At 73.2% G+C, this 12,380-nt stretch carries 10 protein-coding genes and 1 pseudogene; 10 read left to right on the top strand and 1 reads right to left on the bottom strand.

Annotation, left to right across the window (positions count from 1 at the left end):
- Positions 1–6 precede the first annotated feature (6 nt).
- Positions 7–1,725 carry a thiopeptide-type bacteriocin biosynthesis protein gene (locus tag ACH4N1_RS26805; RefSeq protein WP_398100813.1) on the top strand — a complete coding sequence of 573 codons (1,719 nt, stop codon included), beginning with the start codon at positions 7–9 and terminating at the stop codon, positions 1,723–1,725.
- A 492-nt stretch (positions 1,726–2,217) separates the two neighbouring features.
- The gene (locus ACH4N1_RS26800; RefSeq protein ID WP_398100811.1) at positions 2,218–3,597 is read left to right on the top strand and encodes a hypothetical protein; all 1,380 of its coding nucleotides are present in this window, start codon (positions 2,218–2,220) and stop codon (positions 3,595–3,597) included.
- A 308-nt stretch (positions 3,598–3,905) separates the two neighbouring features.
- On the opposite strand, the gene ACH4N1_RS26795 is transcribed toward ACH4N1_RS26800, so the two are convergent.
- The gene (locus ACH4N1_RS26795; RefSeq protein WP_398100809.1) at positions 3,906–4,535 is read right to left on the bottom strand and encodes an isochorismatase family protein; all 630 of its coding nucleotides are present in this window, start codon (positions 4,533–4,535) and stop codon (positions 3,906–3,908) included.
- 119 nt (positions 4,536–4,654) lie between these two features.
- Between ACH4N1_RS26795 and ACH4N1_RS26790 the strand changes: the two genes are divergently transcribed.
- The 8 genes and pseudogenes from ACH4N1_RS26790 to tap all read left to right on the top strand — a co-directional run bounded on the left by ACH4N1_RS26790 (position 4,655) and on the right by tap (position 12,375).
- Positions 4,655–5,695, top strand: a complete 1,041-nt coding sequence (locus tag ACH4N1_RS26790) for a GlxA family transcriptional regulator (RefSeq protein ID WP_398100807.1) — start codon at positions 4,655–4,657, stop codon at positions 5,693–5,695.
- 265 nt (positions 5,696–5,960) lie between these two features.
- Entirely contained in the window at positions 5,961–6,710 is a 750-nt protein-coding gene (locus ACH4N1_RS26785; protein ID WP_398100805.1) for a hypothetical protein, read from the top strand.
- Between the two features lie 1,031 nt (positions 6,711–7,741).
- Entirely contained in the window at positions 7,742–8,329 is a 588-nt protein-coding gene (locus ACH4N1_RS26780; RefSeq protein WP_398100803.1) for a hypothetical protein, read from the top strand.
- 9 nt (positions 8,330–8,338) lie between these two features.
- A pseudogene (locus ACH4N1_RS26775) lies at positions 8,339–8,551 on the top strand (lamin tail domain-containing protein); the annotation flags it as partial.
- 461 nt (positions 8,552–9,012) lie between these two features.
- On the top strand, positions 9,013–9,393 hold the full coding sequence (locus ACH4N1_RS26770; protein WP_398100968.1) for a hypothetical protein: 381 nt from the start codon (positions 9,013–9,015) through the stop codon (positions 9,391–9,393).
- A complete protein-coding gene (locus ACH4N1_RS26765) occupies positions 9,293–9,664 on the top strand; it encodes a DUF952 domain-containing protein (RefSeq protein ID WP_398100801.1) in 372 nt (123 codons plus the stop codon). Before ACH4N1_RS26770 ends, ACH4N1_RS26765 begins: the two co-directional genes overlap by 101 nt.
- A 29-nt stretch (positions 9,665–9,693) precedes the next feature.
- Entirely contained in the window at positions 9,694–9,888 is a 195-nt protein-coding gene (locus ACH4N1_RS26760) for a hypothetical protein (protein WP_398100799.1), read from the top strand.
- A 252-nt stretch (positions 9,889–10,140) separates the two neighbouring features.
- On the top strand, positions 10,141–12,375 hold the full coding sequence (tap, locus tag ACH4N1_RS26755) for a telomere-associated protein Tap (protein WP_398100797.1): 2,235 nt from the start codon (positions 10,141–10,143) through the stop codon (positions 12,373–12,375).
- The last annotated feature ends 5 nt before the right edge of the window (positions 12,376–12,380 follow it).

The raw sequence follows: 12,380 nt of genomic DNA, 5'->3' as shown, positions 1-12,380 counted from the left end.
GACGCGATGACGACCGCCCGCCCCCGCCCGGCCGCCTCCGAGGCCCCCGGGCAGCCCTGGCACAGCCTGCACCTCGCCCTGCACACCGGCGGCGCGGCAACGGACGTGTTCGTCACCGACGACCTCGCCCCGCTGATGGACGGCCTGACCGCCGACCCGCGCGCCGCCTGGTTCTTCATCCGCTACGGCGAGGGCGGTCCCCACCTGCGGATCCGCTTCCGGGGCCCGCTGTCCGCCGGCGCCGCCACCGAACTGCCGGCCGCCCTGGCGGAGCTGGCGGCCGCCCGGCCCGCGGAGTTCACCGGTCCCTGGCCGTCCCGGCACGGCGAGGTGCGCGAGGTGCCCTACGTCCCCGAGACCGAACGCTACGGCGGCCCCGCCGCCCTGCCCCTGGCCGAGGACGTGTTCGTTCACTCCACCCGCACGGCCCTCCAGGCCCTGCGCGCGACCCCGGACCGCGCCGCCCGGCTCCCGCTCGCCCTCGACCTCGCCCACACCACCGCCCACGCGCTCGGCCTGGACGAACTGCACGCCGCGGCCTGGCTGCGCCGGCACGCCGCCTCCTGGCGTTGGGCCACCGAGGTGGAGCCGCTGCCCGCAGCCGCCGTCCACTCCAACGTGAACTCGGTGTTCGCCCTCCAGCGGCCGGGCCTGGTGCGGCGCGCCCGCTCCCTGCGCGCCGCCCTCGACGCGGGCACGGCCGCGCCCTGGCTGGCGGAGTGGGCACGCCGGGTCGGCGCCACGGACGCCCGGTTGCGCGGCGCCGTGCCCGCGGAGCAGGCCGCCCGCCGCGTGCCCTGGGTGTGGGCCTCCCACCTGCACATGCTGTTCAACCGGCTCGGTGTGACCCCCGACGAGGAGCGGGCCGTGTGCCACCTCGCGGCCCGGGCACTGCTGGAGACGGAGGACGACCCCGGGTTCTTCCCCGCCGGGCACCGCGCGGCCGACTACCGGTACCTGGAGCGCAGCAAGTTCCGCATCGGGCGGCCCGAGGACACCGCGCTGCGCGACCTGCCCCCGCCGCCCGCCCCCTCGGCTGCCCAGCTGGCGGCCGAACTCCCTCTGCCCGGACTTCCGTTGCCGCAGTTGTCGCTCGCCGAGGCGCTGCGCCGGCGCAGCTCGGCGCGCGGCCCGCTGTCCGGGCCACTGGACGCGGAGACGCTGGGCGGGGTGCTGTGGTCCGCGTATGCCGAGAGCCACGCGACGCAGCGGCCGCTCGCCGACGGCGGTGCACGCACCCTCCGGCACCGTCCGTACCCCAGCGCCGGAGCCCTCTACAGCGTGCGCGTGCGCCTGGTGGCGCTGGACGTCGCGGGGCTGGCCGCGGGCACGTACCGCTGCGTACCGGAGCGCCGCGCACTGCTCCCGATCGGCCCGGCGCCCACCGTCGCCGAGCTCAAGGCGCTGTCCTCCTACCTCTCCCGGCCGGCGGACGACCCGGACGCGGTGGGCATCGACGAGGCCCCGGCCGTGCTCGCGGTCCATCTCGACCTCGGTCTGCTGCGTCGTCGCTACGGCCTGCGGGCGCTGCGGCTGGGCCTGCTGGAGGCCGGCCACCTGGCGCAGACACTGCTGCTCACCTCGGCGGCGTTCGGCCTGGCCACCCTCCCGCTCGGCGGCCTGCACGACGACCTCACCCACGAGCTCCTCGGCCTCGACGACCTCGACGAGCCGGTCCAGTACCTCCTCCCCCTGGGCCGGCCGACCACTCCCGCCGGGCGGTGAACCCGGACGGCCGAACCCCTGAGGACGAGGACGGCCACACCTGCACGCTCCACCACCGGTGGAACGGCCGGTCAGCCGGCGGCTCACCGTGCGGGAGCCCCGCCACAAGCTCGCCCGCGCGTGCGCACGGAGCACCGGCGCGTCCGGCCACCTCCGCGGCCGGGCGCGCCGATGGGCATGGGAGGTGAGGACCACGCCGTGTGCCGCGCCCGAACCGCGGCCGTCACCGCCGCGCTCGCGGCCCTGCCCGTCCCCGCCACCGCCCAGGCCATGGCTGTCGTGGTCGCTGTGCGCGGGCCGGGCCGGGCCGGAGCGTCATTGTGCCGGTGCACGACGCGCCCGGTTGGCCGCCCGTCCTCGACGAGCGGCCGACGCCGCCGCCGGCCTCACGGCGTCGTCGGCTCTGTTGTCAGTGGTGTGCAGCATGATGCGGGGCAGGTGACGGCCTGCCCGACAGGGGGCTTTGGAGGCCGTCCTGGACGAGGGGGTGCTGTGCGCAGGCCGGTCACGGGCGAGGTGCATGTTCACTACGGTCAGATCTACGTCGAGAGTGATCCGGCCGGCACGACCCCGGGCCTCCGGGAGGCGTTCGCGGGCCAGAGCGGCGGGTTGTGCGGGGCCGCGGTCCCGGGCGTGCTCTGGCTGAGCACCGGACTGCACACGGGCGATGTCGGCTTCGTCGTGGAGGTCCACGACGCACCCCCTCCGTTGGACCCGGCTTGGGAGGACGTGGTGGAGGTGTCCTTCCGGCCGGTGTCGGAACGCACCCACCTGGTGCAGTGGGCCGGCGAGGCCGCGTGGGACCTGGACCTCACCCCCACCGACCACCGGGTGCGGTACTGCGCCCGGGGGATGGACGAGGGACGCGAACGCGACACCAGGGTGACCGGGGAGCCGCAGGCGGACAGCTACCTCCTGCAGTTCTGGCCCGCGCCGCCCCGCCCGGACCGGGTGATCCGCCAGACCTCACAACACGCTGCCCGTCGGCACCGCTACGCGCGCGAACTTCCGCCCCCGCCCACACCCCAGCAGCGCGCCGAGACCGAGCGCCTGGCCCGCCGGGCGCAGGAGCGGGCAGCCGAGGAGCAACGACTGCACTACGAGCGCTGGCAGTGGGGCGGACGGCTGCCGAGCCGGGCACTGCGCGCTGCCCGCGAGAGCAATGTCCTCGGTCTGCTCCGCTTCGACAGCGACCTGGTGCACGCCCTCGACGCGGCGGGCCCCGGCGTTCAGCGTGCGGTGGCGCTGCTGGCCGCCCGGCGGGCCTGCGAGGCGGCGGGCCTGACCGATGTGCCGTGGGTCGCCGAGGCGCTCACCGAGGTGACACGGGGACGCCCGCTGCCGCCGCCGTTCGACGACCGGGCCCTGCTGTCGCAGACCCTTCGCTCCGATCCGCGCGTACCGCAGCGGTCGGTGCTCGAGGCGATACCTCCAAAGCGAGCGCCGTACCGGCCGCCGACCCTTTCGGACCTGCCGCCGCGCCAGCAGCAGGCCCCTGCGGCGGCGACGGCCGGAAGAAAGAGGAAGTGGGTCTCGGCCATGGAGTCAGGAGAGGACGCACCGAGCCGGCCGGGCCTCGGCCGGGTACCGGGCAAGCTCGAAGCGACGGCGCCCGCCGGCCGGAGCACGACACCGCCCGCGGGCACGGGACACGATGCCGCCGTGGTGGTCCACACCCGCGGCACCCCGCGCGAACCCTCGCGGATCTCACAGCCGCACTTCGCCCTCCCCGCCGTACTCGCCGCAGCCGAGCCCGTCCCGCTCAAGGCGGCACTGGACGCGGTGTGGCACGCCCTGAACACCTATGGCGAGCACCACCCGGAACTGCTGGAAGAGGTCCGGTCGGCGTGCGCCGAGGGGACGGGGGAGTAGACCGCCGCGAAGGCGCAGCCCGGCCTCACCGACGCGCTCAACCAGAAGTTCCGCGTCCGCCCCGGGTACGAGCGCTCCACGAAGGACCTCGGCAACGTGAGCACGTGGGGCGGCCGGCTCTGCTTCGTGGTGCGCACCTGAAATCCGTGACCTGGCCGGAGGCCGTCCGGACGAGGCTGGGCCGTGCCGTGCCCGGCTCTCCTCCACCTCGCAATCCGCGACTGCTCGAGCACACGCTCGCCGGGGTGCGAGCGCCACGGGCTCGTCTTCGTGCGCGGCGCTCGTATCCCGGCGAGGGCGGTGTGCCCTCAGTGGGCGGCTCGGCCCTGAACGGCCGAGGTGACGAGATCGCTCTTGACGAGGCGGCCGCCGTCGGTGGCGGCCGCCGCCCAGGCCTCGGTGGTGGCGACCGCGGCCCAGTTCGAGTGCAGCAGCGCCATCAGGGTCTCGTGGACCTGCCGCGCGGAGGCGGTGCCGGCCTCGTTGGCGAGGTGGACGGCGCCGGTCGCGTCGGAGAGGACCTCGATCGTGAGACCGAGGGGCTCGGCCGCGGCGGAGGTGGACAGGACGCAGTTGTTCGTCATGTGGCCGACCAGGGTCAGGGTGTCGATCTCGTTCTCCCGGAACCATCCGGCGAGACCGGTGGAGGTGAAGATGTCGGAGTAGTTCTTGATCACCCGCTTGGTCGTGGAGCCGATGCGGCGTTCCACCTCGGGGTGGTTCTCCCAGCCGGCCGAGCCGGCCGCGAAGACCGGGGCCCCTTCGGGGGACTCGTGCCGGACCGCGACCACGGGTATGTCCGCCTGCGCGGCGACGTCCAGGGCGCGCAGGATGTTCGCCAGCGATTCGTCGCGGGGCGGGTACTGGATGCTCAGCGGCCCGTCGAAGTACTCCTGCTGCACGTCGATGAGGACAAGGGCTCGGCGCGGGGCGTTCAACGTTCTCTCCTGTGTCTGCCGGATCCGGCGCGGACGGCGCCGTGGACTCCATCCTCGGGGGACCGCGGGAACTACAGTGAGTGGCAGAAAAGCGGATAATCGATGAGATCAGGACAGGCATGCGTATCGCCCTGCACGTCTTCGACGGGATCACCGCGTTCCACCTTGCCGCGCCCCTGCTCGTGTTCGGCGAAGTCGCCCGCCAGGATCTGGCCCCGGGATGGACCACCACGGTGTGGAGCACGGACGCGCACTCGGTCCGCACCTCGGAGGGAATCGTGATCGACGACCTCGCCGGACCGGCCGCGGCGGAAGCGGCCGACCTGCTCGTCTTCCCCTCCTGGCCCACCGACCTGCCGGAACCGGACGGCGAACTCGTCACCCTGATCCGGGACAGGCACGCCCGCGGAGCGGGGATCGCCGGGCTCTGCCTCGGCGCGTTCCCCGTGGCGGGCAGCGGGGTGCTCGACGGGCGCACCGTGGCCACCCACTGGGCCTCGGCGGAAGAACTGGCCGCCCGCTACCCGGCCGTGGACGTGCACGCGGACGCCCTCTACCTCGACCACGGTGACGTGCTCACCTCAGCCGGCACGGCCTCCGGGCTGGACGCCTGCCTCCACATCGTCCGCGACCGACTGGGCTCGGCGGCCGCCGCCACCGTCGCCCGCCATCTCGTCATCGCGCCCCACCGGGAAGGCCACCAGGCCCAGTACATCGACCGGCCCGTGCCCGACGACGCCGCAGGGCCCATCGGCGACACGATCACCTGGGCCCTGGCCAACCTCGACCAGCCCTTGTCCGTCACCGAACTCGCCGCCCACGCACACATGAGCCCACGCAACTTCTCCCGCCGCTTCCACGAGACGACCGGCATGAGCCCGGCCAAGTGGATCCTCACCCGCAGACTCGACGAGGCCCGCAGACTCCTGGAGACGACCACCTGGAGCATCACCCGCATCTCCGCAGCATGCGGGTTCGCCAGCGCCGTGACCTTCCGGCAGAACTTCACCGCGCACTACGCCACCACACCGACGTCGTACCGCCACCGCTTCACCGGCCACACGCGGGCGACCGGCTCCGCACCGGAGCCCTCCGCTCCCCGGGCGCAGGAGGCACAAGCCCCGGCACGCGGTCACCGGCGCGGACGGTCGCCGTCGTAGCCCTCTTCGCGCGCAGCCCGGCGGGCCGCCGTCCGCGCGGGCCGCGGGCGGGATCGGATCGGCGCAATACCGTACGCGAGCGGCTGGAGTACCCGGCTGCCGTGCGGGCCGGCACCGGAGACCCCGACGGGGCGGACGAGGCGGGCGAGGGATCCGATGCGGCCGGCGGTGCCCCTGGGAAGGCGGAGCGCCCTGGGTGCTATTTGGGTGAAGGTGAGTACCCGTACCCATACGGGCAGTGATCAGCTTCCTGCATGTTGTGTGCATGCGATCGATATCCCTCTCGAAGCCTGTTGTGGTGGCCGCGCTTGGCTGCATGGTCCTGTCCGGCTGCGGCACTCAGCACGCCGCCACCGATCAGACCCCCGCGGGCAGCGCCGTCTCGGCGACCACCCCGCTGGATGCTCCGCACGACGATGCGGAGACGCGCTTCCTCGAACTGATCACCCGCATCACGCGGGGCTGCGCCCCGGACGCCCCCGACGACAAGGGGGAGGATGCCGTGCCCGAGCCGGAGGACCTGCCCGGTTGGGAGGAGGCGCCCCCACCGGGACACGGGCCGGGCGAGACCCCGCCGGGTGTCCCGAACGGGGACGGCGACATACCGGTTCCCCTTCCTTCGGATGCCCCCGAGCCGCCGGAGTCGCCCCCTTCCCCCGCCAACCCCGAGTCGCTCGAGGAAGTGCCGCTGACCGGCATCGAGAAGTGCAGCGGCGGCGAGCACGCACAGCGCGTCGGCGAAGGGTTCGAGAACACGAGGACGACCGGCTACCGGGCGATGCACGAGAAGCTGACGGACCTGGACTACCCGGCATCGCGGATCCACCGGATGCCGGACCGTGCGGGTGCGCCACGGGCAAGGCTCGACCTGCGCTTCATCGGCAGCCACTTGGCTCTGGAGGTCACCGCCACCGGCAGCGCAGTGATCATCGAAGCGTTCGGGGTCCCGGAGGCGGAGGACGTGAGGATCACCGACGTGAAACGGAGGCCGATGCCGGCCGCGTCCACGTCCTGACCGGATCGCACGGGACGCACGCAGGAAGGGACGGACCTTCTATGTCCCTCGCCGAGGGCGGACGGCCTCGAGCAGAGGCGAGAGACGGCCACACTCGGACCGGCGCCGGAGTGCCGTCCGTCCTCGAGGACAGAGCCAGGGGCGGGCCGCCGCGGGATCTTCGCATCTTCTGCGGGTCACCCTTTCGATCGGGAGGTGGGTACAAGGCGGGTACGCCGCGATGATCGTGTCATTCGTGAGATCGCTCGCGAAAGCGGGTTTGTACGGAATCACATCAACCACTTCTCGGTTGCCGGGAGTTGCTCGGCTGACGGTGCGCCACAGGCCCGCGAAAGAATCTGCTGCAAGCCGGTCCGAGCTGTCACCGACATGGCAGCCACGCCGTTTCGTGTCGGTGGTGGTGAGAGTCGGTGGTGTCGTTCCGGGGTGGGGTGTTCCGGGCCGGTCAGCGGCTGTTCATGGGCGGGTGGGCTGCTGTCATGAGGTGAGGGATCGACGGGCGGGATCGCTGCCGTGGGGCTTTGTCGGGCTTGTCGCACAGCAACTGATGCTGTCTCAGACGCGAGGGTTCTTGAGCGGTGAGGTGGGCTCAGCCGGTGTGATCGTGGGGTGGATCACGAGGTGAGGGCCGGCCGTGGGCCTGTGCTGCCCAGGAGGTTGGTGGTGCGTCGGCTGCCGGAGCGGCAGCAGGCGGGGGAGTCGTCGACCCGGCATGCGCGTGCGGTCGCTGAGACGGTGGGCGTTTTTGAGCGTACGGTGTGGCGCTGGCTGGAGCAGGCCAGGACGACCGGGCAGCTACGCAGCCACACCGAGCCCGAGCGGCCGCGGCCGTCACGGCGCAGAGCCGTGCCGGTACGCCGCTTCGGCTTCGAAGCACCCCCGCGCCGGCGGGGAACCGCACTCCCCACGGCCCTTTTGACCAGGCCGGACAGCGAAACGCTGCTGGAGTACTAGGCTGTGCGCCGGTCGGCCCCAGGCGCGGGGTCCCAGGGGGCGGGGAACAGGTGTCCGGAGAACGTCACATAGCGGGGATGCTCCAGCAGATCGCCCGTCAGCAGGACATGGTCGAGATCGCCCCCCAGGGCTCCACACGGAAGGCGGCCGCCCTGGCGCACGTGGCGGAGCAGTACGGCTACACGTACGGCACGGCGTACAGGACCGGGTTCAAGAACTCGCTCGTGCAGGTCCGCATGTACCGGGACCCGCGGCCCGACGCGCGCGTCCGCGAGGCGGCCACCATCGCCGCCCATCCGCAGGCGGGCAACGGCGGGACGGTGCCGGGGCTGGAGCAGGGCTCGCTGAAGCCGCTCCCCGAAGCGGCCGGTGCCGTGGCCGTGCTGAAGGACCTCGTCACCTTCGACGTCATGGCCCAGTACGTCGCCGACCGCACCCAGAAGGTGCTGGGCTACCTCGCCTGCGCGGTCCTGACCGTCCTCCTGCTCATCGACAGCTCACCGGTCGAAGCGGTCGCCTCCGGCGGTGCGGTCGCGCTGCTCTTCACCGTGGCGTTCAAGGTGGGCGCGATCCGCCGCGGGAAGATCGCACAGCGGCTGACGGACGCGGGGTTCCTCGCGGTGCGTGACGAACAGGGCGGGCAGCGGTTCCTGCGCCCGGGATAGCAGTCACCCGGCCACACCCACACCTTCGACCACTACCACCCGGCCGGCCGCGCCACGGTCCGCATCCACACCGGCCTCGGCCGCGACACCCGCACCGACCCCCACCAGGACCGCCGCCACTACGTGTGGAACAACAACCACGACACCGCCACCCTGCGCAACGGCCGCAACCGCCTCATCGACCGCGAGTCCTGGGGCCGGGGCCGCGGCGGCCGCCACTGACCGCCCCCTCCACCGCGCACCGGTGACGGCTGACCGCCCCACCCGCGCGCACGCATGAAGCATCGGCGCGTCCGGCCACCTCCACGGCCGGGCGCGCCGACGTACATGACCCCCTTTGTTGCGCCGCCCGCCACGGCAAGACCGCCGAAGCGGTCGGGAGCGCTGCGACCTCATCGCCCCGCGCCGTCGACCCCCGTACGGGCGTGCTCAGTTCGCTCGTCGCTACAGTGCATCCCATGTCGAACGCCCAACCCGCGGAGCCCGGCCCGCAGGGCCCGTACCGGCCGCCCCAGCCCCCGGTACAGCAGGCCCCGAACCCCCCTTCCGGCCCCCCACAGACCCAGGCCGCGTACGGCCCCGGACCCTACGGTCCCCCCGGCCCGTACGGCGCTCCCGGACCGTACGGGCCGGGGACGTGGGGCCGGCACCCCCAACCGTTCACTCCGCCCTTCCCGCTCACCATGCCCACCTCCGTGCGGAGCGCGCAGGTGGTGAACTTCGCCATCGCGGGACTCGGAGTGCTCCTCACCGTCGCCGCGGGTGCCACGTCCGGCGCGGAGGCCGCCGGACGTTCCCTCGCGGGATATCTGACGGCACTCGTGCTCTGCGTCCTCGCACTCCTCTACCCGAAGGCGGGCAACGGCGTCCGGGTCGCATCCGTCGTGCTGGCCGTCCTGCAGATCCTCGCCGGCATGGGCGCCGCGGCGAACCACAACCCCGGTGGCATCATTCCGCTCGGCGGTGCCATCACCGCAGTCGTGCTGCTCACTCAGCGCTCGGCGATCCAATGGTTCGCACGGCCCCGTACACCCGGCGCACCGCCGCAGCCGCCGTACGCCTGACACCCGCTCGCATCCGTGCACACGTGCACGAGAGGGGCCGGTGCATCCGACCGCCCGCCTCCGGAGACAAACGCAGGCAGGGCTCCCGTCCTGTGACCACCCCTACGACTCCTCCGAGGACCCCGACGAGCCGGTGGTGCTCGTCGGGGATCCTGCGCGGCTGGAGGTGCCGGTGAAACACGAATCCCCAGAGGCCGGGGCTGAGGAGGTCCCGCAGGTGTACGGCCCGATTCCGGTGGACGCGGTGACCGGGGTGGAGCCGTGGCGGTGACGGGCCGCCGCAGGTGGTGGCGGTGGGCGGTGGCGGTATGGCTGGTCCTCGTGGCCGTGGCGGGCGGGCTGACCCTGTGGTGGCCGGACCCGGAAGAGCCGCAGCGGCCCGCCTGGGAGAAGTCCGGCCCGACCCCGTCGCTCCCCGCCGGGTGGGAGACGGCGTGCGCGCACGCCACACCCGACGAGAACGGCCGGGCGCTCTGCTTCATCAGGACCCGTTGACCGCACCACCCGCCCCGAGTACGGCTCATGCGAGGCGAAGGCCGGCCTTGCGCATCCTCACCGGACGGGCTGCGAAGTGCCGCAGCGAGCGGGGCCGGGGGAGTGGCCGGGCGAACGCCTTCCGCATGCGGTTCGTACGCGGACGCCCACCCCGTCGCTGGCTGCGAGACCAACGCCATGGGCGCTTTTCGTACGGCAAACGTACGCGATAAGTACGGTTCGCAGGTTAGGGTGTTGCTCAGGAGGTGTTCGATGTCCGAGTTGTTCGACGCGGTCGATGCGCTGGTCGCGTCCCGGTCTGCGCTGCCGCCGCCTGCGGAGCGTAAGCGGCTGCGGGCCGCGCACGGCCTGACGATCGACGAGGTGGCAGGCGCGCTGAAGGTACGGCGGGCGACCGTCAGCGCCTGGGAGTCCGGCAAGACCGAACCCCGCCCGCCGGAGCGCGACGCCTACGCCCGGCTGCTGAACCAGCTCGCGGAGCTCTACCCGGCGCCCTCAGCGCCGATGCAGGAGACGGACGCCCCCGCGGTGCGGGCCGCGTTCACCGCCCCACCGACCCCGGCTGAAGCCCGGACCCCGGCTGTCGTGGCCGCGGACATGACTGCAGCCGAGAACACCCGGACCAGCCCCGCCCCCGTCGCCGCTGCCCCGGCGGCTGCGACGGGTCCGGCGCGCACCACCAGGCCGTCGTCGACGTCGCGACGCCCGGGCGCGAAGAAGGCGGCCCCGGCCGGAACCCCGGCGGGCGGCACCGACCCACGGTTCGCGAACGGACCGCTCGCGGTCCTCGACGTCGACGCGGACGGTCGGGCATACGCGTACTGCGTCGGCGGCCTGGTCCTGGATGTGCCCGCGAAGTCGATCCCGTCCCTGGTGGACTGGACGCTGCGGGAGGCGAAGCTCGGGGCGCCGAAGCTGTCGGGTCCGGGCAAGGACGCCGACCCGCTGATCGTCCTCACCCCGTCCGCGCTGGAGCGTTACGGCCTGCCCGTCGCCCTCACGCAGGAGGAGCGGCATGCCGGGCGGCTCCCGGAGGGCCACAAGGTCATCAAGCAGCTGGTCCGCGCGGAGTGGAAGCTGACCAAGCGCGGGTTCGGGCCGTGGGCGAGGATCTACCGTCCCGCGACCGGTTCGGAGCGGGCGTGCGTGCAGTTGTGCATCCCGTCGTGGAACGCGCTGGATTCCCGGCACTGGGGCGAGGCCGCACAGCTTCCGCCGGCGGACCTCGCCCGGGTCCTGGGCGTGTACGCGTCCCGGGTGATGACCCCGCGCGGATCGACCGCCGTGACCGGTCTGGAGCTCATGACCGCGCTGCACCCGCCGACCCGCGCCTCCGAGCCCGACGCCGACGGCAGGCGGCACTCCGAGCACAACCCCGGCAGCCTGGGCAAGGACCCGGTGGACTGCGCGCCGTGCGAGGCTCCCGACGGGCACCCGCTCCTGAAGGATCTGCCGCGCTTCCACGTCCGCGGCCCGGGGGAGAAGCTGTTCGAGGAGGCCTACGACTGGGCCCGGCCGATGACGGACGCCGAGTGCACCCTGCGGCATCTGGTCGGCATCGACGTGAACATGGCCTTCGCCGCCGGCGCCAACGGCCTGGTCGTCGGCCTCGGCGCACCCACCCACGTCCACGCCCCGGTGTTCGATGCGAAGCTGCCCGGCTCCTGGCTGGTCGACCTCTCCCACGTCGACCTGTCGCGGGTGAAGGTCGGCAAGGACACGTGGGCGGACCTGGACGCGAGTCTGCTGCCCAGCCCGTTCACGCCGAAGGGCGAGCAACCGCAGGGCCCCGCCTGGTACGCCACCCCGACGGTCGCCTACGCGGTGGAGCTCGGCTACGAGGTGCGCCCGGTCGAGGCGTACGTCCGCCACGAGAACGGCCGCTATTTGGACGGCTGGTACCACCGGCTGCGCGACGCGTACCTGGCCACGATGGCCGACCTCGGCGTGCACGCGGACATGGACCCGGCCGACTTCCTCGCCGCGATGGACGGCTACCGGCAGCGCGACCCGGAGCTGGCGATCGCCGTCTCAGCGGTCAAGGCGACCGTCAAGGGCGGCCTGGGCAAGCTCCGCGAGCGCCCGCGCGGCGAGGGCTGGAAGCCCGGGCAGCCGTGGCGGGCCCTTGCCCGCCCGACGTGGCGCCCGGACATCCGCGCGGCGGTCATCTCCCGCACCCGGGTCAACCTCCACCGCAAGATCGTCAAGCATGCGGCGTTCACCGGGCAGTACCCGGTCGCGATCCTGTCCGACTGCGTCGTCTACGCGGCCGACGGCACCAGCCCGCTGGACTTCCTGCCCTACCGGGACGGCAAGCCGCTGCCGGGCGGCTTCAAGCTCGGCATCAACCCGGGCCTGGTCAAGCACGAGGGCACCCAGAGCGTCCTGTGGGGCGAGGAGGTCCGCGAGCGGTTCGACGCCCCCGAGCTCAACCTCGCCCGGTACATCAAGGACGGGCAGGTCACGGACAAGGACAGCGGGGAGTAGCAGGC

Origin of the sequence: Streptomyces sp. NPDC017202 (assembly GCF_044331705.1) — a bacterium.
GTDB lineage: Bacteria > Actinomycetota > Actinomycetes > Streptomycetales > Streptomycetaceae > Streptomyces.
This window is presented reverse-complemented; position numbering and strand designations above follow the sequence as displayed.

Excerpts from the sequence above, each read along its gene's own strand:
- ACH4N1_RS26785 (WP_398100805.1), top strand. The coding sequence starts at position 5,961 with ATGCGATCGATATCCCTCTCGAAGCCTGTTGTGGTGGCCGCGCTTGGC.
- ACH4N1_RS26770 (WP_398100968.1), top strand. The coding sequence starts at position 9,013 with ATGCCCACCTCCGTGCGGAGCGCGCAGGTGGTGAACTTCGCCATCGCG.
- ACH4N1_RS26805 (WP_398100813.1), top strand. The coding sequence starts at position 7 with ATGACGACCGCCCGCCCCCGCCCGGCCGCCTCCGAGGCCCCCGGGCAG.
- tap (WP_398100797.1), top strand. The coding sequence starts at position 10,141 with ATGTCCGAGTTGTTCGACGCGGTCGATGCGCTGGTCGCGTCCCGGTCT.
- ACH4N1_RS26790 (WP_398100807.1), top strand. The coding sequence starts at position 4,655 with ATGCGTATCGCCCTGCACGTCTTCGACGGGATCACCGCGTTCCACCTT.
- ACH4N1_RS26780 (WP_398100803.1), top strand. The coding sequence starts at position 7,742 with ATGCTCCAGCAGATCGCCCGTCAGCAGGACATGGTCGAGATCGCCCCC.